The 20,261-nt window shown below is 66.8% G+C and carries 15 protein-coding genes and 3 tRNA genes; 17 read left to right on the plus strand and 1 reads right to left on the minus strand.

Going from position 1 to position 20,261, the window contains the following annotated elements; all coding sequences use genetic code 11:
* Positions 1-36 precede the first annotated feature (36 nt).
* The 5 genes from ACTOXK_RS04330 (at position 37) to ACTOXK_RS04350 (ending at position 5,154) form a co-directional block, all read left to right on the plus strand.
* Positions 37-786 (plus strand): tRNA threonylcarbamoyladenosine dehydratase, encoded by a 750-nt coding sequence (locus ACTOXK_RS04330; protein WP_482277831.1) that lies wholly within the window; start codon positions 37-39, stop codon positions 784-786.
* A 50-nt stretch (positions 787-836) separates the two neighbouring features.
* Positions 837-913: transfer RNA gene (locus tag ACTOXK_RS04335), tRNA-His, on the plus strand.
* 78 nt (positions 914-991) lie between these two features.
* A tRNA-Lys gene (locus ACTOXK_RS04340) sits at positions 992-1,067 on the plus strand.
* 53 nt (positions 1,068-1,120) lie between these two features.
* Complete coding sequence (locus ACTOXK_RS04345) at positions 1,121-2,986, plus strand: NYN domain-containing protein (RefSeq protein WP_482277832.1); 1,866 nt, start codon at positions 1,121-1,123, stop codon at positions 2,984-2,986.
* A 125-nt stretch (positions 2,987-3,111) separates the two neighbouring features.
* Positions 3,112-5,154: a Na+/H+ antiporter gene (locus tag ACTOXK_RS04350; protein ID WP_482277833.1), complete on the plus strand. Its 2,043-nt coding sequence runs from the start codon at positions 3,112-3,114 to the stop codon at positions 5,152-5,154.
* Positions 5,155-5,359: 205 nt separating this feature from the next.
* Here ACTOXK_RS04350 and trpS read toward each other — a convergent pair whose 3' ends face one another.
* Positions 5,360-6,418: a tryptophan--tRNA ligase gene (trpS, locus tag ACTOXK_RS04355; protein ID WP_482279856.1), complete on the minus strand. Its 1,059-nt coding sequence runs from the start codon at positions 6,416-6,418 to the stop codon at positions 5,360-5,362.
* Positions 6,419-6,552: 134 nt separating this feature from the next.
* Between trpS and ACTOXK_RS04360 the strand changes: the two genes are divergently transcribed.
* From ACTOXK_RS04360 to ACTOXK_RS04415, 12 genes are all read left to right on the plus strand, one after another.
* Positions 6,553-6,627, plus strand: a tRNA-Val gene (locus ACTOXK_RS04360).
* A 243-nt stretch (positions 6,628-6,870) separates the two neighbouring features.
* Complete coding sequence (locus ACTOXK_RS04365; protein WP_482277835.1) at positions 6,871-9,051, plus strand: ABC-F family ATP-binding cassette domain-containing protein; 2,181 nt, start codon at positions 6,871-6,873, stop codon at positions 9,049-9,051.
* Between the two features lie 191 nt (positions 9,052-9,242).
* Positions 9,243-9,704, plus strand: coding sequence for a tRNA (cytidine(34)-2'-O)-methyltransferase (locus tag ACTOXK_RS04370; protein WP_482277836.1), 462 nt, complete (start codon positions 9,243-9,245; stop codon positions 9,702-9,704).
* Positions 9,705-9,876: 172 nt separating this feature from the next.
* Positions 9,877-10,557 carry a site-2 protease family protein gene (locus ACTOXK_RS04375; RefSeq protein ID WP_482277837.1) on the plus strand — a complete coding sequence of 227 codons (681 nt, stop codon included), beginning with the start codon at positions 9,877-9,879 and terminating at the stop codon, positions 10,555-10,557.
* A 9-nt stretch (positions 10,558-10,566) separates the two neighbouring features.
* Positions 10,567-11,358 carry a segregation and condensation protein A gene (locus tag ACTOXK_RS04380; protein ID WP_482277838.1) on the plus strand — a complete coding sequence of 264 codons (792 nt, stop codon included), beginning with the start codon at positions 10,567-10,569 and terminating at the stop codon, positions 11,356-11,358.
* 96 nt (positions 11,359-11,454) lie between these two features.
* Entirely contained in the window at positions 11,455-12,420 is a 966-nt protein-coding gene (gene scpB / locus ACTOXK_RS04385) for an SMC-Scp complex subunit ScpB (RefSeq protein ID WP_482277839.1), read from the plus strand.
* Positions 12,421-12,638: 218 nt separating this feature from the next.
* Positions 12,639-13,466, plus strand: coding sequence for a pseudouridine synthase (locus tag ACTOXK_RS04390; RefSeq protein WP_482277840.1), 828 nt, complete (start codon positions 12,639-12,641; stop codon positions 13,464-13,466).
* Between the two features lie 259 nt (positions 13,467-13,725).
* Positions 13,726-14,550: a 3-methyl-2-oxobutanoate hydroxymethyltransferase gene (gene panB, locus ACTOXK_RS04395; protein ID WP_482277841.1), complete on the plus strand. Its 825-nt coding sequence runs from the start codon at positions 13,726-13,728 to the stop codon at positions 14,548-14,550.
* Positions 14,551-14,559: 9 nt separating this feature from the next.
* Positions 14,560-15,411 (plus strand): pantoate--beta-alanine ligase, encoded by an 852-nt coding sequence (panC, locus tag ACTOXK_RS04400; protein ID WP_482277842.1) that lies wholly within the window; start codon positions 14,560-14,562, stop codon positions 15,409-15,411.
* Between the two features lie 3 nt (positions 15,412-15,414).
* Entirely contained in the window at positions 15,415-16,356 is a 942-nt protein-coding gene (locus ACTOXK_RS04405; protein ID WP_482277843.1) for a ketopantoate reductase family protein, read from the plus strand.
* Between the two features lie 158 nt (positions 16,357-16,514).
* Complete coding sequence (locus ACTOXK_RS04410; protein WP_482279857.1) at positions 16,515-18,767, plus strand: ATP-binding protein; 2,253 nt, start codon at positions 16,515-16,517, stop codon at positions 18,765-18,767.
* Positions 18,764-20,122 carry an ABC transporter substrate-binding protein gene (locus tag ACTOXK_RS04415; protein WP_482277845.1) on the plus strand — a complete coding sequence of 453 codons (1,359 nt, stop codon included), beginning with the start codon at positions 18,764-18,766 and terminating at the stop codon, positions 20,120-20,122. Before ACTOXK_RS04410 ends, ACTOXK_RS04415 begins: the two co-directional genes overlap by 4 nt.
* The last annotated feature ends 139 nt before the right edge of the window (positions 20,123-20,261 follow it).

Genomic DNA, 20,261 nt, shown 5'->3' on the forward strand with positions numbered 1-20,261 from the left:
CCCGAGCTCAAGGGTTGTCCAGCGGAAGGAGCCGAAGTGGACCAGCATTGCGGCGGCGAGCCCGTCGATATATTCGCCCGCACCCGCCTGTTGCTCGGCGACGAGGGCCTGGCGCGCCTGGCCGCGTCCCGCGTGGCCGTGTTCGGCGTGGGGGGCGTGGGGGGCTTCGCCGTGGAGGCCCTGGCCCGCAGCGGCGTGGGCGCCCTCGATCTCATCGACAGCGACACGGTGGATCCCACCAATCTCAATCGGCAGATCATCGCCACGCTGCCGGCCGTGGGTCGTCCCAAGGTGGAGGTGGCCGCCGAGCGCGTGGCCTCCATCAACCCGGGCTGCACCGTGCGGGCCCATCGCTGCTTCTTCCTGCCCGAGACGGCCGGCGCCTTCGACTTTTCCGCCTACGATTACGTGATCGACGCCGTGGACACGGTGAGCGCCAAGATCGCGCTCGTGGAGGCGGCCCGGGCCGCGGGCACTCCCATCATGTCGTCCATGGGGGCCGGCAACAAGTTGGACCCCACGGCCTTCCGCGTGGCCGACATCTACGAGACCTCGGTGGACCCCCTGGCCCGGGTCATGCGCCGGGAGCTGCGCCGCCGGGGCATCGACGGCCTGAAGGTGGTCTACTCCACCGAGCCGCCCCGCGCCCCTGCCGCCACCCCCGAGGCCATCAAGGACGGCAGCCGTCCGGCCCCTGGCTCCGTGGCCTTCGTGCCCTCGGTGGCCGGCCTCATTCTCGGCGGGGAAGTGGTACGAGATCTGGCGGGAACGGTCGAGAAAAATTAGGTCTTGCGCAAACAAACGGATACGCCTATAATTCAGCCTTGCGCGAAATGGTGGGTGTGGCCTAGTTGGCTAAGGCGCCAGATTGTGGCTCTGGAGATCGTGGGTTCGAGTCCCATCATCCACCCCAGCGCGCTTGAAAAATTAGGTCTTGCATAAAACTTCGCAATGATCTAAAATATTCAAGCGCTTTGCGCAGGCACGATGTGCTCCGTTAGCTTAGTTGGTAGAGCAGGGGACTCTTAATCCCAAGGTCGAAGGTTCGAGTCCTTCACGGAGCACCATTTTGAAACATCGAACTCCCGCTCGGGAGTTCTTTTCATGTAAGGCTCCCATTATGGAAACCAAACCACTCAGCGAGACTTCCGACAAGCGCTTCGCGCTGCTCATCGATGCCGACAACGTGTCGGCCCGCTACATCAAGCCCATCCTGAACGAGCTGTCGAAGTACGGCACCGTCACCATCAAGCGCATCTACGGCGACTGGACGCTCACCCTCCACTCCAAGTGGAAGGACGCCCTGCTGGAGAACTCCATCACCCCCATCCAGCAGTTCGGCTACACCCAGGGCAAGAACGCCACTGACTCGGCCATGATCATCGACGCCATGGACCTGCTGTACACCGACAACGTGGACGGATTCTGCCTCGTGTCGAGCGACTCCGACTTCACGCGCCTGGCCAGCCGCCTGCGCGAGAGCGGGCGCACCGTCATCGGCATGGGGGAGAAGAAGACCCCGGTGCCCTTCCGTCGCGCCTGCGATGTGTTCACTACCTTGGAGCTGCTCATACAGAACAAGCGCGAGCGCTCCGGCGGCTCAGGCGGAGGCAACGGCAGCGCCGTGCCCAAGGACGCCGTGGAACAGGCCGTGGTGGATATCATCACCGACAACCAGAACAACGGGAAGGCCACCGGTCTTGGCGAGATCGGCAGCCGCCTGCAGAAGCGCTACCCCGACTTCGACGTGCGCAGCTACGGCACCAACCTGCTCTCGAAGCTGCTGGAGGAGTTCACGCGCGTGAACATCACCAAGGACCACAGCTCGGTCACCGTGGAGCTGGCCGAGGGCGGCGAGGAGAAGCCCGCGCGCCCGTCCAAGGACAAGGGCACCTCTCGGGAGAAGGGCACCGCGAGCGAGGAGAAGGTCTCCACCCGGGGGAAGGCCGCTGCTGAGGAGGCGGAGGCCGCCGGCGAGGGGAAGACCGAGGCGGCGGAGTCGGCCGACAAGGCCGAGAAGGCTGAGAAGCCGGCCCGCGGCCGCAATCACCGCGGCACGCGCCGGGTGACCACTCAGGCCGCCGTCGAGGCCGAGGGCGCCGATGAGGCTGCTCCCGAGGAACCCGCGAAGGGCGCTGAGGGCCCGCAGGCCGTTCCGGTCGAGGCCGCCGAGCCCCAGCCGAAGCGCCGCTCCCGCCGCAAGGCGGCGGCCCGTCCGGCCGAGGGCGCCGGCGAAGCTGCTCCCGAGGAGCCCGCGAAGGGCGCCGCACCGGCCGAGGAGGCCCCGGCGGCCGCTGGGGAAGAGGCCGTGCCGGAGCCCCCGCGCGACACGAAGCCGGGCCGCCGGGCCCGCGCCGAGCGCAAGGCCCGGGCCGAGGCCGCTCAGGCTTCCGCGCCCGCAGAGGCTGCGCCGGCCGATGCCGAGCCGGCCCCGGCTCCCGCGCAGGCGGCGCCCGCAAAGCCGCGCCGCTCCCGGAAGAAGGCCGCCCCGGCCGCCGCGTCCACGGAGGCCGCGGCGCCTGCGGAGGCCCCTGAGGCCGCCGAGGCTTCCGCAGCTGAGACCGCCGCTGCCGACGAGGCGCCCGCGGCCCAGCCGAAGCGCCGCGCCCGCCGCACGACGGCCGCTCGCCCGGCTGAGGCCGAGGCCGCGCCGGCCGAGCCGATCGCCGAGGCTTCCGCAGCCGAGGCTTCTCTGGAGGCGCGCGAGGCCGCCCAGCCGAAGAAGCGCGCGCGGAAATCGCCGGCGAAGAGGGGGGCGTCCCAGCCGGCGGCCGACACGCCGGAGGGCTACATCCGCCAGATGGTGGTCGAGGGTGGGGAGGGGGGCATCATGCTCTCCACCATCACCGACCGCCTGCGGGCCCGCTTCAAGGACTTCAAGGTGCGCGACCTCGGTTACGCCCAGATGCGCCAGTACATGGCCGCCATCGGGGACTACGACCTTGAGCAGAGCGGCCGCAACCTCCGTATCCGTCTCGCGAAGTAGGCGGCGCAGCGACCCCCGGTCTTGTTGGTTTGCCGAGTGCGGGCGCCCTTTCGCTGGAAAGGGCGCCCGTCCATGTTTTACAATAGCGTACTCCCGTCAACCTGCGTTCCGAAGGAGATGCGTCTGTGGAAGCCCTGACCCTCGGCCTGCTCTTGCTTGCCGCCGTGCTGGCGTCCTCCCTTGTTGATCAGATCATTCCCCGCATATCGCTGCCCCTCATCCAGATCGCCATCGGGCTCGTCATCGCGCTCGTGGCCGGCGGCGATGTGAAGGTCACTCTCGATCCCGAGCTCTTCTTAGTCATGTTCATCGCGCCTCTGCTCTACGACGAGGCGAAGCACGCCGACAAGCAGGCCCTCTGGCGCGAGCGCCAGCCGGTGCTGTCCCTGGCCATCGGGCTCGTGGTGGCCACTACCCTCGTCATCGGCTTTCTGCTCCACGCCTTTGTGCCCTCCATCCCCCTGGCGGCGGCCTTCGCCCTGGGCGCGGCCCTCGGCCCCACCGATGCTGTGGCCGTGTCGTCCCTGTCCAAGTCGGTGGACATCCCCAAGCGTCAGGCCTCCATGCTCAAGGGGGAACTGCTGCTGAACGACGCCTCGGGCATCGTGTCCTTCCAGTTCGCCATCGCCGCCGTGCTCACCGGCTCGTTCTCTCTCGTGAACGCCAGCGTGGACTTCCTCGTGGAATTCGTCGGCGGCCTCTTACTCGGCGTGGTGCTCGGCCTCATCGGCAACGGGGTGGTGCGTCGCGCCCGCTCCATCGGTGTGGAGAACACCAACTTCCATGTGCTGTTCGAGGTGCTCATTCCCTTTCTCATCTACCTGGTGGCCAACGTCTGCCATGTGTCCGGCGTCATCGCCGTGGTGGTGGCGGGCCTCATCAACGTCACGTCGCCGAAGGGGGTCATCGGGCCGTCGGTCTCGCGCATGAACATCGTCTCCGGCAGCGTGTGGCACGTGCTCACCTACGCCCTGAACGGCATCGTATTCGTGCTGCTGGGCACCCAGCTGCCTTTGGCTATGCAGGAGACTTGGGAGAACGTGCGCATCACGAACTCCACCCTGGTGCTGCTCGTACTCGGGCTCACGTTCGTCCTTCTGGCAACCCGTTTTCTCTGGGTGCTCGTCATGGACCTTGTCCATGTGCGCCGTGTTCAGCATCGTCGCTTCACGGGTCGTGATGTGCGCAGCGCCCTCATCACGACCTTCTCGGGAGCCAAGGGCACCATCACGCTGTCTATCATGTTCTCCCTGCCCACCTACGCGGTCATCGGGCCGCCCAACGTGCCCTTTCCCCAGCGCGAGCTGCTCATCTTCCTTGCCTGCGGCGTGATCGTGTGCACGCTGCTGTTGGCCACGTTCGTGGTGCCGCTTTTGGCCCCGGCCCGCGACGAGGGGGAGGACGAGCAGCGCCGGGCCGACCAGGATGCCGCCACCACCATGGATATTATGCGCCAGGTCATCGAGATGCTCACGGCTCAGCAGAACGCGGAGAACAGCGCCGAGACCCAGGCTGTCATTCGCTCTTACAACGATCGCCTGTCCCGCATCAAGGCCAACAACGGCATCGAGGACGAGCCCAACGTGGCCCTGCGCTTGAAGGCCCTCGGATGGGAGTACGATCGGGCCATGGAGCTCATGGAGCGCGGTGTGGTGTCCGGTGTGGTGGCCTACCGCTATATGGGCCGCCTCGAGCAGGTGATGGGCCTTTTGGAGCATGGGCGCGGCCGCGGGCGCCTGCGGCGCTGGAACGGCCGCTTCCGGGCCCTGTGGCACCGGGGCCTGCGGGCGGTGCTGCGAGAGCTGCCGGGCAACACGGCCCTGGCCGAGCGCACCGAGGATATGCGCTGGCTGCAAACGGCCACGCGCACCTATGCCATTGAGCACCTGGAAGAGGCTGTGGCCTCCAGTCAGGTGCCCACCGAGGACGCGGCCACGCTGCTCGTGGAGTACCAGCGCTCCGTGGCGGCCCTCCACAGCGCCCGGCCATCGGTGACCTCGGTCATCAAAGTGGACGATCTGGCCGACGGCATCAAGCGCCGCGCCTACGCCTTCGAGCTGGAGCAGATCCAGGACGCCTACGAGGACGGCCGCCTCTCCCGCGCCCATGCCCAGCGCATGCGCGAGAGCGTGCAGCTCATGCAGATGGATCTGGAGGACACGGTGTAGGGAGTCCCGCCACGGGACCGTGCGCTTGGCGTGCGATCCCGCGGCCATCGTGCGGCGTCTCCGCGACCTTATTTTCGGCCGCTGTGCACCTGGGCCCCGCGACCCCGTTTCCGGCCGCTGGCCTTTGCCCCATCCCCGTTCCGTATGCAAAAAGGCCCGCGAGACGTCTCGCGGGCCTTCGCCGTTCGGGGGGAGGGATGGGGCGCTAGTACACCATGCCCATGGCCTCGCGCACCTCATCGAGGGTGGCGTTGGCGATCTCGTTGGCGCGGCGGTTGCCCTCGTACAGAATCTCGCGCACCATCTCCGGCTTGCCTTCCAACTCGCGGCGACGCTCGCGGATGGGGGCGAGGTATCCGTTCACCGCCTCGGTCACGTAGCGCTTGAGGGCGCCGGCACCGTCGTTGCCGATCTCGGCGGCGATCTCCTCCTCGGTGCGGCCCGTGGTGAGTGCCGCGGTGGTCAGGAGGGCCGACACTCCGGGGCGGTTCTCCTTGTCGAAGGTGATGAAGCGCTCGGAATCGGTCTGGGACTTCTTGATGAGCTTGGCCGTCTCCTCCTCCGTGGCCGACAGGGCGATGGCGTTGCCGTAGCTCTTCGACATCTTGCGGCCGTCGAGACCGGGAATCTCCACGGCCTCGGTCAGAAGACCGTGGGGCTCGGGGAAGATCTGGCCGTAGCGCTCGTTGAAGCGGCGGGCGATGAGGCGCGTCTGCTCGATGTGGGGCAGCTGGTCTTTGCCCACGGGCACGATGTTGCCCTTGCAGAACAGGATGTCGCAGGCCTGGTGCACCGGGTAGCTGAGAAGCAGTCCCGTGAGCGCGTGGCCTGAGGCCTCCTGCTCGGCCTTCACCGTGGGGTTGCGCATCAGCTCGGCCTCGGTCACCAGCGACAGGAAGGGGAGCATGAGCTGGTTTAAGGCCGGCACGGCCGAATGGGTGAAGATGACGGTCTTCTCCGGATCGACGCCGCAGGCCAGGTAATCGATGACCATGTTGTGCACGTTGTCGGCGATATTGGCCGTGGTATCGCGGTCGGTGATGACCTGGTAGTCGGCAATGATGATGTTCGTGCGAATGCCCATGTTCTGATGGGCCACGCGCTCCTTGATGGTGCCGAAGTAGTGGCCCATGTGCAACCGGCCCGTGGGACGGTCGCCCGACAGCATGGTATATTTCTCGGGATGCAGGGGCAGATCGGCGTTGATCTCGTCGCTGATCTTCTTAGAAGCGAGGAAGGTCTCGCTGGTCATATCGCTCGCCATCGGTGCTTTCTTCTCCTTTGCGATGGAATTGTGAATATCTAGGGGTAGTATACAAGATTACCCCTTGCGCGATGTTCGGAACCTGTGTATTATGTTTAGCCGTCGCAAGTCACTCAGTGAGTTGCGCACGATCCGGTCGCTTGGCTCAGCGGGAGAGCATCGCCTTCACACGGCGGGGGTCACAGGTTCAAATCCTGTAGCGACCACCATAACTCACAGGCCCCTCTGCGGAGGGGCCTTTTGGTATCTCCGGGCCGATGATATCGCAACCTTATCCCCCAATCACCCCCCAAGTCACCCCCCAAGTCGAGCAGCTCCTCGAGGCTCTGGGCGCCGTCTTCGGGGGCGCGCTTAGGGCCCGGGGTCCCTTCGTGCTACACTATGCAGTCGGCAATAATGGGGGTGGCCGCCGGGTCGCCCCGTTTCGACGATGACATCCAGAAGGCACCATCATGATTCTGCAAACTGAACATCTTTCCAAGGCCTACGGCGGCCGCGTGCTGTTCCACGACGTCACCTTCCGGTTGGAGGAGTTTGATCGGCTGGCGCTCGTGGGCCCCAACGGGGCGGGGAAGACCACGCTTTTGAACATCATATCGGGCGAGGACGACCCGGATGAGGGGCGCGTGCTGTTCGCCAAGGGGGCCCGGGTGGGCTACCTGGAGCAGGAGGCCATCGAGATGGGGAACTTGCCCGTCTTCGAAGAGGTCATCTCGTCCCAGACCGAGGTGCTTGAGGCCGAACGTCGCCTGCACAAGCTGGAGGCCGAGCTGGGGCCTGCGCCCACCGAAGCGCAGCTGGCGGCCGTGGGGCGGGCGCGGGATGCCTACGAGATGCTCGGCGGCTACTCGCTGGAGTCGAAGGTGCGCAGCGTGCTGTTCGGCCTCGGGTTCACTGAGGGGGACATGGCTCGATCCACCACGGAGTTCTCCGGTGGCTGGCAGATGCGCATCGCGCTCGCGAAGCTGCTCATCCGCAATCCGGAGGTGCTGCTGCTCGACGAGCCCACCAACCATCTGGACTTGGAGTCGGTGAAGTGGCTCGAAGGTTTCTTGCGCGGCTACGCCGGCACGGTCATCGTGGTGTCCCACGACCGCGCCTTCATGGACAACATGGTGGACCGCGTGGCCGAGATCGACAACGGCCAGGTGAACCTCTATAAGGGCAACTACTCGAAGTACCTCGTCATGCGCGAGGAGCGCCTGGAGCGCCTGCGGGCCGAGCGGGCCAAGCAGCTCGAGGAGATCGCGCACCTCCAGGCCTTCGTCGATCGCTTCCGCTATAAGGCCACCAAGGCCAAGCAGGCTCAGGAGCGCGAGCGCCGCATCGAGAAGATCAAGGAAACGCTGCCCATCATCCCCGAGGAGAAGAAGACCGTTCACTTCAACTTCGTGCAGCCGCCGCGCACCGGCGACGAGGTGGTGCGGGCTCGCAACCTCGTGAAGCGCTACGGCGACCACACGGTCTACGACGGGGTGGATTTCACCCTGTACCGCGGCGACAAGGTGGCGCTCGTGGGCCCCAACGGTGCGGGCAAGTCCACGCTGCTGAAGATGATCGCCGGGGTGGAGCGGCCCGACGGGGGCACCATCGACTACGGCGTGAACGTGGACCTCACCTACTACGCCCAGCACCAGCTGGAAGAGCTGCACGCCGGCAATACCGTGTTCGAGGAACTGGACCACGCCGCTCCGGGTTGGTCCATCTCCCAGGTGCGCAGCCTGCTCGGCGCCTTCCTGTTCACCGGCGATGCCGTGGAGAAGAAGGTGGGCGTGCTCTCCGGCGGTGAGAAGGGACGCTTGGCCCTGGCGAAGATGCTCGTGGCCCCCAAGCCGCTGCTGTGCCTGGACGAGCCCACGAACCACCTGGACATCTCCTCGGCCGACATCCTGGAGCAGGCCCTGCGCCACTTCGAGGGCACCATCCTGTTCATCACCCACGACCGGCACCTCATCCGCGGGGTGGCCAACCGCATCGTGGAGGTGAAGGACGGCCGCATCACCAACTACGACGGCGACTACGACTACTACCTGTACAAATCGGGCCAGCTGGAAGGCGACGCGAGTGCCGACCGCACGCTGGTGGACGAGGCCCTGGCCGATGCCGGCATCCACGGGAAGGGGAGCGCCGGCGCTCCCGAGAAGCGCGCGCCCGGCGGCGCTGCGGCCACGAAGATCACCGTGAACCGCCGCCGCGACCGCAACGGGGGCGGGCCGGGGGCCAGTGCTCCGGCGACCACGACGGGGGCCGCGCCGGCCCGCGGCGGGGCTGCGGCGGCCGGTACGGCGGGCGGGGGCGAGGTGCAGCTCACGGCCCCGAAGGGCAGCGCCCCCAAGACCAAGGAGCAGAAGCGCCGCGAGGCCGAGGCCCGCAACCGCGCCTACGCCGCCCTGAAGAACCACCGCAAGCGCATCGCCCAGCTCGACGAGCAGATGGAGCGGGACAACGCCCGCATGGAAGAGCTGCTGGCCCTTATGGCCGACCCCGACTTCTACGTGAACGAGGATGCCTCCTCCGATGCCATCGCCGAGCACGGCAAACTGAAGGCACGGCTGGCGGCCGCCGAGGAGGAGTGGTTCGCCCTCACCGAGGAACTGGAAGCGGAGATGGCCCGCCAGCAGGAGCAGGGGTAGGGTTCGTCCGGTCTGAGCCACAGGGCGTTCCAATTCGCTCTCTCCGGCTCGAGCTACGGGGTACCCTGATTCGCTCAAACAGTCCTCGCTTTGTGCGACAGTCCACTGGACTGTCGCAGTCGCTGTGGAACTCGCTCGGTCAGGGCATCCCGTATCTCGAGCCTGCTTAACCGATCATGAAAGAAGTCGCCATGTTGAACATCGTGCTTGTGGAACCGGAGATTCCCCAGAATGCGGGGAACATCGCGCGCACGTGCGCCTGCACGGGGGCACGGCTGCATTTGGTGGAGCCCATGGGGTTTCGGCCGACGGAGAAGAACCTGAAGCGGGCCGGGTGCGACTACTGGAATGAGGTGGATATCGTGCGCTGGCCCTGCGTGGAGGCGTTCCTTGAGGCCCATGGTGACGGTGAGCTGCACCTGTTCACGGGCCAGGGGGCGCGGGGGTACCGCGACGTCGCCTATGGCGCCGATGCCTTCCTGCTGTTCGGGCGCGAGAGCCGTGGGCTCGATCAGGGGCTCATCGACCGCTATGCCGACGTCTGCGTGCGCATTCCCATGCGCACGGGCGCCCGTTCCCTGAACCTGTCCAACGCCGTGGCCATCGCCGCCTACGAGGCCCTGGCCCAACAGGGATTCCCCACGCTCCTGTAAGGGCGGCCTTCGGGATCTGGGTTGCTTGGCGGGCGGTGCCCTGTTCCTGCCGTGGTGGCCCGCACGGTCGCGTGCGGTCGAACTGCGTCGTTCGCGCCCCTCGTCGGCGGTTTCTGTGGGTTCGCCATGGCAGCGGGGCAGGGGTGGGCGCGGTGCGCTACACTGTCGGGCTATGGTTAACATCGCATACATCATCTGCTCGGTCTTGAGCTTCGTGCCCGCCCTCGTGCTCCACGAGGTGGCCCACGGCTTTGCCGCCTACAAGCTGGGAGACCCCACGGCCAAGCGATCGGGGCGCTTGTCGCTGAACCCGCTGAAGCACATCGACCCCTTCGGCACGGTCATCCTGCCCGCCATGCTCATGCTCATGGGCTGGCCGGTGTTCGGCTACGCCAAGCCCGTGCCCTACAACCCGCGCTACTTCAAGGACCCGCGCCGCGACGACGTCATCGTGGGCCTGGCGGGTCCGGCGGCCAACCTGGCCATGGCGGCCCTTGCGGCGGCGGTGGCCTGGGGCTGCTCGGGGCTTGTGGCCAACCCGGCCTTCGCCAACAGCGAGCTGTTCGCCTACTTCTACGTGATGTTCCTGCCCACGTTCGCGCTTATCAACCTGTACCTCATGTTCTTCAACCTGCTGCCTATCCCGCCGCTGGACGGCTCCTCCATCTTCGCCATCCTGCTGCCGGCGAAGTACCTGCCGAAGTACTACCAGATTCAGCAGTACGCCTTCCCGATCTTCATGATCGCCATGGTGGTGGTGCCCTATGTGTTCCACTTCAACCCGTTCTCGTGGTATCTGGGGGCGACGGCTGGCAACCTGTTCGGCCTGATGTTCCCGCCGTTCTTCTCCTAAGGGTTTTCCGTGTCCTACAAGGTTCGCATCGATAGCTTCGAGGGCCCCTTCGACCTGCTGCTGTATTTGGTCAGCCGTCAGAAGGTGGATATCGGCGCCATCTCCATCACCGAGATCGCCGACCAGTATCTCGAAGAGGTGTCCCGCATGGACAGCCTCGATCTGGATGTGGCAAGCGACTTTCTCCTGGTGGCCTCCACGCTGCTGGAGATCAAGGCCCAGAGCCTCATTCCGCGCGACCGCGACGAGCTGGAGGACGACCTCGCCGAGCTAGCCCCCTCCGAGGCCCGCGACATCCTGGTCGAACGGCTCATGGAGTACAAGAAGTACAAGAACGCCGCCGCCGTGCTGCACAACCGTTTCATCGCCGAGGGGCGCATGCACACGCGGCCCTTCGGCCCGGACGCCGCTTTCCTCGGGCTCATGCCCGACTTTTTGGCCGGGGTTACCGTGGACGCCCTGGCCTACCAGGCCGCCGCGGCCCTGGCCCGGCGCGAGGTTTTTCTGCTGGAAAGCGAGCACATCGCCGCGAAGCCTATTCCCGTGGAAGTGCACGTGCGGGCCATTCACCAGCGCATCCGCAACCGCAAGAAGATGCGGTTCTCGGAGCTGGTGGGGCCGGAGACGCCCAAGGAAGTTATTGTAGTGACGTTTCTGGCCATCCTGGAGCTGTACAAGCGGATGATGGTGAACCTCGTGCAGGACGAGGCCTTCGGCGACATCGCCATCGATTACATCGAGGGCTCCGGCGAGCTGCATTTGGAAGGCGACGACGCGCTGACCTCGGTGGGCGAGGCCTAAGGGGTGCACCCGACCGCGGTGGGAGCCGGCTGGAAACAATGGAGCGCCCCCGCTGCTCGGCGGGCCGCGCTCAGAAGAGCAACGAAGGGATAGACGATGTTCGAGGGATTGCAGGAGCACCAGCTGGCGGGGGCCCTGGAGGCCATGCTGTTCGTGACCGACGAGCCGGTGGGCACCATCGCCCTGGCCGAGATGCTGGAATGCGCGCCCGGCTCGGTGGAGGCGGCCCTGGTGGCCCTGCGCGAGAAGCTGGAGCGGGACGGCTCCGGCATCCAGCTGCGCGAGGTGGCCGGCGGGTGGCGCCTGTTCACGCACCCGGCCTACCACGAGCTCATCGAGAAGTACGTGCTGTCCTGGGACACCCGCAAGCTGTCGGCGGCGGCCATGGAGACGCTGGCCATCGTGGCCTACACCCAGCCGGTGACCCGCGCCGGGGTGGCCTCGGTGCGCGGCGTGAACTCCGACAGCCCCATCAACTCCCTGGTGGAGAAGGGGCTCGTGCGCGAGGTGGGCACCGCCGACACGCCGGGCAACCCCACCCTGTACGGCACTACCCGCGGCTTTCTGGAGAAGTTCGGCCTGCGCAGCCCGGCCGACCTGCCCGATCTGGCCGACTTCGCCCCCGACGAGGAGACGCGCCGGCTCATCACCGAGCGCCTGAGCGCCACCCGCGAGGATGCGACCGTGTCCGACGAGCAGGCTCGCGGCATGGCCCGGGCCCTCATGGGGGAGGACGCGGCCGGCGGCGACGGCGAGGCGCTGTTGTTCGACGGCGAGGTCTACGAGGGATTGGATGCGGCCGCGACGGCTCTGGCGGCGGTCCAGGCCGAGATCCGTGACGATGGGGACATCGCGCCGGCGAGCGCCGCGGGGGCCGAAGATGCTGTGGGGGCCGGGGGAGCGTTGGCGACCGGGGCCGCTAGCGCGGGCGAGCGGCCCGCAGGTGCGACGACCGGCGGCCGATCGGCCGAGGCCATGTTCGCCGAGGCCATCGCCTCCACCCTGGGCGTTGTCGAGAAGATCGACTTCGACTCCCTCACCTTCGAGACCGACGATGAGTAGGGTTGGCATCGCTCGGCGGCGCTTTTGTGCAACAAACTCCGCCAAGAAGACAGGAGGCTCGGTGAAGGGTCAACTTGGGCTAACCGTCACCAGGGGATATGCGCCCTTGTTGCTTCGGGGGCAGTGGTTTTGCGGTCGAAGGACACGCGAGGATGTCTTCCTGGCGGAGTTTGTTGCCAAAATGAGGCGGTTATCCCAACCGAAAGCAAGGTGCCTCCATGGCTGAGATGCGCCTGCAGAAGTTCCTCGCGCGGGCCGGCGTGGCCTCGCGACGTCACGCAGAGGAGCTCATCGCCGAAGGGCGCGTGGCAGTGAACGGCGTCGTCGTCACGGAGATGGGGACGAAGGTCGATCCTGCCGCCGATATGGTGGCGGTGGACGGCACCGTGGTGACCCTGCCCGAGGAAACCGTCACCTTTATGCTGCACAAGCCGGCCGGCTTCGTGACCACCATGAGCGACCCGGCGGGCCGGCCCACGGCCGCGGCGCTCATGGCCGAGGAGATCGCGGTCCATCCGTCTCTGTTCCCCGTGGGACGCCTGGACACCGACACCACGGGGCTCCTGCTGTTCACCACCGACGGCGAGTTGGGACACGGCCTTCTGCATCCCCGTCGCCACGTGGAAAAGACCTACCTGGCCCTGGTGGAAGGCCGTCCCGACGGGCGCGATCTGGCGCGCCTGCGCGAGGGCGTTGCCCTGGACGACGGCATGACCCTGCCGGCCGGCGCGCGCTTGTTGGAAGGGGCCGACGGCGAGCGGGCGGCCCGGCTCATCGGTACCGGGGCCGGGGCCAGCGGCCGGGGGGCGCGCCACGGGGGCAAGCGCGGGCGCCGTGCCCTGGAGGGTGCGGGCTCCTATGTGGAGGTGCGCCTGCGCGAGGGGCGCAACCGCCAGGTGCGCCGCATGCTGGATGCGGTGGGGCATCCCGTGATCGCCCTGCACCGTCAGGCCTTTGGCCCGCTCGATCTGGGCGACCTTGCCCGGGGCGATGCGCGCCCGCTATCTGATGGCGAGATGGCCGTCCTGAAGGAGCTGGCCTCCTAGGGGCTTTCGCGGCCATGGTCGGTGGGCTTCGTGCCAGGCCGTGCGGGCCATGCGGAGCCTCTTCCGTTCGCTGTCCCGAGCTTGCGCGCCGATTTCCCCGTGCTATAGATCGCAAGAATAGCAGTATGGGCAATGCTGATGGAAATCATCAATATTGTGCGATGCGCGCCGCCGTCGCGCGCCTATAATACGCGCCAGTGAAGGATACCGCTGCACCGGGAGCAGAGTCTCGGGCGGCAGGATCGCAAAGGAGGCGCTCATGAGCGTTACGGTTTCCACATTCCTATCCATGAAGCAAAAGGGTGAGAAGATCTCGATGATCACGGCCTACGACTACACCACGGCGCGGCTCGTGGATGAGGCCGGCATCGATTCCATCCTCGTCGGCGACTCTCTCGGCAACGTGATGCTGGGCCTGGGCGACACCGTGTCGGTCACCATGGAGGACATGATCCATCACGGCGCGGCCGTGGCCCGCGGTGCGAAGAACGCGCTGGTGGTCATCGACATGCCCTTCATGTCCTATCAGGCGAGCGTCTACGATGCCGTGGTGAACGCCGGCCGCCTTATGAAGGAGGGCCGCGGCAACGCCGTGAAGCTGGAGGGCGGCGCCGAGGTGGCCGACCGCATCCGCGCCATCGTGGCCGCCCAGATTCCCGTCTGCGCCCACATCGGGCTCACGCCCCAGGGTATCAATGCGCTGGGCGGCTTCAAGGTGCAGGGCAAGACCGCCGATTCCGCCCGCAAGCTGCTGGAAGACGCCCATGCCGTGGAAGAGGCCGGCGCCTTCGCCGTGGTGCTGGAGGCCATTCCCGCCGAGCTGGCCGCGCGCGTGTCGGCCGAGCTGACCATCCCCACCATCGGTATCGGCGCCGGTGCGGGCTGCGACGGCCAGGTGCTCGTGAACCAGGACATGCTGGGCACCTTCACCGACTTCACGCCGAAGTTCGTGCGCCGCTTCGCCGAGGTGGGCGATGTCATGAAGGGCGCCTACGCCGAGTACGACCGTTGCGTGAAGGACGGCACGTTCCCCGCCCCCGAGCACTGCTACGCCGCTCCGGCCGGCGTGCTCGAGAACCTGTAGGAGGCCGCCATGGAGATCGTTGAAACTGTCTGCGCCATGAAGGCCCAGGTGGCCGCCTGGAAGGCCGAGGGGCTCACCGTGGGGCTCGTGCCCACCATGGGGTCGCTGCACGCCGGCCACGAGAGCCTGATGGATGCGGCCCGGGCCGCCTGCGACCGCGTGGTGGTATCGGTGTTCGTGAACCCGATACAGTTCGGGCCGGGTGAGGACTTCGATGCCTACCCGCGCGATATCGAGCGCGACGGCGCCATCGCCGCCGCCCACGGCGTGGACGTGGTGTTTCATCCCACGGCCGAGGAGATGTATCCGCCGGCCCACAACACCTACGTGGTCATGGAGACGCTGACCGACGCCCTGTGCGGTGCCTCGCGCCCGGGGCACTTCCGCGGCGTGTGCACCGTGGTGACGAAGCTGTTCAACATCGTGCGTCCCGATCAGGCCTTCTTCGGGCAGAAGGACGCTCAGCAGCTGGCCATCATCAAGCGCATGGTGGCCGATCTGAACATGAACGTGACCGTGGTGGGCTGCCCCATCGTGCGCGAGGAGGACGGCCTGGCCAAAAGCTCGCGCAACGCCTACCTCTCGCCCGAGGAGCGCCAGGCGGCCCTCGTACTGTCCCGGGCCATCCGCGCCGGCGAGGCCGCCGTGGCCGCCGGCGAGCGCGACGGGACGACCCTGCGCCGGCTCATGACCGCCGTCATCGAGGAAGAGCCCTTGGCCCGCATCGACTACATCGAGGTGGTGGACGGCCTGACTATGCGACCCGTGGAGGCCATCGGCGAGACGGCCCTGGTCGCCATGGCCGTCTATATCGGGCGCACGCGCCTCATCGACAATTTCCTGTACGAGGCGGGGGAGTAGGCCGTGGGCACGGTCAAGCGCGTCGCTATCGTGGGATTCGGGTCGCTGGGGGCCATGTACGCCGGCTGCTTCGGCCAGGCCATGGGAGCCGAAGGCGTGTTCGTGGTGGCCGACGAGGCGCGCACGGCGACGTACCGCGCCGAGCCCACTATCTTCAACGGCGAGCCGGTGGCCGCCACCTACCTCACCTACGGAGAGGCGGCCGCCCGGGCGGTCGACGAGCCCTTCGACGTGGTGCTCTACGCGGTGAAGTTCGGTGCCCTGGCCGAGGCCATCGATCAGTCGGCGCCGCTCGTGGGGCCGAGCACCGCAGTTATCTCGGTGCTCAACGGCGTGACGAGCGAGGAGGTGCTCGCCGAGCGCTTCGGGTGGGACCGGGTGCTTCTGTGCGTGGCCCAGCAGATGGACTCCCGCAAGGTGGGCCCGCAGGTCACGGCCGGCTCCGTGGGCGTTGTGGCCCTGGGCGTGCACGACGTTGACAGCACGGCCCAGCAGGCGAACCTCGCGCGGGTGACCGCGTGGCTGTCCGCTATCGACCAGCCCTTCATCTGCCCCGAGGACATTCGCCACCAGCTGTGGGGCAAGCTCATCTGCAACGTGGGGGTGAACCAGGCCTGCGCAGTGTACGACTGCTGCTTTAGCGGCATCCACGCCCCGGGCGAGGCCCGCGAGGCCATGATCGGCGCCATGAGGGAGGTAGCCGCGGTGGGCCGGGCCGAGGGCGTGGCGCTGACCGATGAGGACGTGACCTACTGGCTCGACATCATCGACCACCTGAACCCTGCCGGCATGCCGAGCCTGCGCCAGGATGTGCTGGCGCGCCGGCCCACCGAAGTGGAGCTGTTCAGCGGCACCATCAACCGCCTCGGGGCGGCCCACGGCATCCCCACGCCAGTGAACGAGCGCTTCTACGCCGCCATCAAGGCCATCGAGGCGGCCTGGTAGGGGGGGTGCTCACCCCGGATTTGCTTCAGCGGGCCGCTCCCTGTCAGGGGGGGGGCGGCCCGCTGTTCCCCCCTTCCACCTGGTCGTCCTTTGAGCGTCGGGCCGTTCAGTGTTACACTGTCGTTGGGAAAACGTCACCAGCCAGACAAAGGATGCCCGTGAACCGAGGAAAGTACATCGCCATCGTGGCCGTAACGGTGTTGCTGATCACGGGGGCGGCCTGCGTGTACTTGGCACAGCTGTCGGCCACGGTGAGCAGCAACCTCATGACTTCGGTGGACGAGATTTCCCGCCATGATGTGGAATCAATCGAGGGGGCCCTGGACGATGCCTACGGCCGGCTGGATGCCGTGGTCAAGCGCATGGAAGTGTATCGGGTAAGCGACGTGTACGAGGCCCAGGAGCAGTTGAATTTGGAGGCGGCGTCCTCGAACTTGTTCAACGCCCTGTACCTGATCGATGACAAAGGGGTGCTCTACAGCAGCTCGTATCTGATCCTGGGGGCCGACGAGCACAGCTACGACGAGCTGCTCAGGGGAGAGCGCGGCCATTTCGCCACGCTGTACGACGATGAGATGGGCCGCTGGGAAACCACCAAGGAGTCGCTCATCTTCGGCGTCGACCTCGATAACCTGCGCATCGGCGAGCACACCTTCGTGGGGCTGCTCGGTCGCAGCGACCTGTCGGCCATTTCCAACCAGCTCATTATCGAGAGCTTCGACGACCAGGGCGTCTCCAGCGTGGTGGACGCCGAGGGCTACTACATCGTCAGTGGCAGCCCCGCCACCGACCTGGCCGGCCGCGACAACTTCTACGCCATGCTGGAGTCCGGCTCCATCGAGGACGGCGTCACCATCGAGGACGTGCGCCGCAACATCGCCGAGGGCAAGAGCTTTGTCATCAACTGCGCCACGGGGGAGGGAGAACGGCTCGTCATGTCCTTCGCGCCGGTGGAGGGTACCGCCTGGTCGTTCATCATGGCCGTGCCCACCGAGGTATTCGCCCAGCGCTTCGCCCCGTTCATGGCGCTCACTGTGGGCATGCTCACGGCCACTCTGGTGGTGGTGGGCATCATGGTGGCCCTCATCCTGCGTTTCGTGCGCCAATCGGCGCGCGCCCGGGCCGAGGTGGCCGCCCGCACCGAGTTCCTCTCCAACATGAGCCACGAGATTCGCACGCCCTTGAACGGCATCATCGGCCTGAACCACCTGATGGAACGCCATATCGACGATAAGGAGGCCATGGCCGGCTACGTGAATCGGCTCGGCAAGACGGCCCAGTACCTGCTCTCGCTCGTGAACGACATCCTGGATGTGTCGAAGCTGCAGGCCGGCAAGGTGACGCTCGTCCACGAGCCCTTCGACGCGATCGGGATGATCGAGAACGTGTGCGCCATGCAGCGCGAGCCCGTGGAGGTACGCGGCATTCGCTTCAGGCGGGATTGCGGCGGGGTGAGCCGCCCGTATCTGGTGGGCGACGAGGTGCGCATCAGCCAGGTGCTCATGAACATCCTATCCAACGCCGTGAAGTTCACTCCCGAGGGCGGCACCATCACGCTGACGGCGAGCGAGTTCGTGGGGGCATCGGGCCGCGATGCCCAGCTGACCATCGCCGTCGCCGACACCGGCTGCGGCATGACGCCGGAATTCCAGCGGCAGATCTTCGACGTGTTCACCCAGGAGCGCAACAGCAACAGCGAATCCCAGAAGGGCACGGGCCTGGGCATGTCCATCAGCTACCTGCTCGTGCAGCAGATGGGCGGCACGCTGACTGTGGAAAGCACATTGGGCCAGGGCTCCTGCTTCACGGTGACGTTGCCCCTGCCCCTGGATCCGGCCCACCGCGACGATGGCGCGGCCGAGGGGGCTTCTGCGGAAGAGGCGCCTGCGGCTGCTGCGGCCGGGGAAGCTGTCGTCGGGGAAGCGGGCGCCGCTGCGGACTTGGAAGCTGTCGCAACCGAGGAGGCGGGTGCCGCGACGGGCGAGTCGGTGGACGCCGCGACGGCCGCGTCGGCGGCCAGCGGCCCGGTGGAGATTCTCGTGGCCGAGGACAACGAGCTGAACGCCGACATCATCGCGAGCATCCTCACCGAGGAGGGCTTCACGGTCACGGTGGCCTGCAACGGCGAGGAGGCCGTGGCCGCCTTCAGGGCATCGCCGGTGGGGCACTTCGCCGCCATTTTCATGGACGCCCAGATGCCGGTCATGGACGGCTATGCGGCCGCCCGGGCCATTCGCGATCTGCCTCGCGCCGACGCGGCCACGGTGCGCATCTTCGCCTGCACCGCCTCCACCTTCGAGGAGGATCGCCGTCGGGCCCTGGATGCGGGCATGGACGATTTCCTGCCCAAGCCGCTGAACGTGGGACTCATGCTCCAGAAGCTGGAAGCCGTGCGGAAGGAGGCCTCATGAGCGAGATACGTTGCCGTGCCCGTTGGATGGAGCGCCCCCTGACCCGGCGCGGATTTATGGCCGCCACGGCGTTGGGGGCCTGCGCCATGGCGGGGGTGCCGGGCTGCGCAGCGCCGAGAGAAGAGCCCGTGCACCTGGTGGTGAAGGTGCCGCGCACGGGTCACAGCGTGGTGTTCGACAAGGGCATTACCCAGGTTGAGACTGTCATCGAGGCCATGGCCGCCGATTTCGAGGCCCGCTACGAGGGCTGCCCCGTGAAGGTGGAGGTCATTGTATTCGAGCAGAACCAGTACGACGAGGCCGTGGCGGGCTCTTTCGATACCGATAAGGCGCCCGATGTGCTCTACGGCGACTACTTCAATATTTCCACCTATGTTCACACAGGCCGCGTGGTGCCGCTGGACGATATTATCGCGCCCGACCTGCGCGCCGACGTGTCCGATTACCTGTGGGACGCCAGCACCGTGGAGGGCCGCGTGTACCTGATGCCCTATCTGGCGCGGCAGAACGTGCTCGGTTATCGCAAGGAGCTGTTCCGCCAGGCGGGGCTCGAGTGCTTCATCGCCGAGGGGCGCATCGCCGCTTGGTCGCTGGAAGAGTGGACCCATATCCTGGATACCCTGGCCACCGAGCTGCCCCGGGACACATTCCCGCTGATGATGTACGCGGCCTCGTCCCAGGGCGATACCCACATCATGACGCTGCTGCGCTCGGCCGGCTCGTCCTTCTACGACGAGGCGGGGCATTTCGCCCTCTCGCGGCCCGAGGGCGTGGCGGCCCTGCGCTGGATTCAGGAGGGGGTGGGCCGCGGGTGGTTCCCGCCCCATGCCGAGAACCTGGAGATCGAGGACTGTTCCAGCCTGTTCCGCGCCGAGCAGCTGGCCATCTATATGGTGAACAACGCCTCCATCACCCGCTATGGCGATACCGTGGGGCTTGTGAACTTCCCCGGGCCCGACGAGGACGGCTGCGCCACCACGTTCGTTTCGGGCTTCCAAGTGTTCGACAACGGTGATGGGGCGCGCGTCCAGGTGGCGAAGGACTTCATCTCCTTTGTCTACGGCAGCGATCGCTGGCTCGATTTCGCCGCCGGGGCCCTGCCGGCATCGAACCGCGTGGCGGAGCGCTATGGTGACGCCATTCCCGCCTATGACCTGTTCGTCGGCAACATCGGCAATGTGGTGGACTTCACCGGCGAGACCCCCGACACCCTGGCCGTCCGCGAGGCCTTCCATCCCTGCATCCGCGACCTGCTCATGGGCAAGGTGACCCCCGAGGAATGCGCTGCCACCCTCGATGAGCGCTGCAACGCCGCCATCGACGCCGGCTGGGCCCAAAGTCAGCTGCACGAGTAGGGGAGCGAGGGCCGCGCATGGCCCCCGCTCGTCTCGCGTCGTTCGCGGGGATTGGGCGAATCGCGGGGCGGGGTTTACGCGCCCATAATGTCTTCGACTTGAATTGTACGGAAAAATTACGTACAATAAAGAAGTTCCA

Source organism: Adlercreutzia sp. (assembly GCF_056795635.1).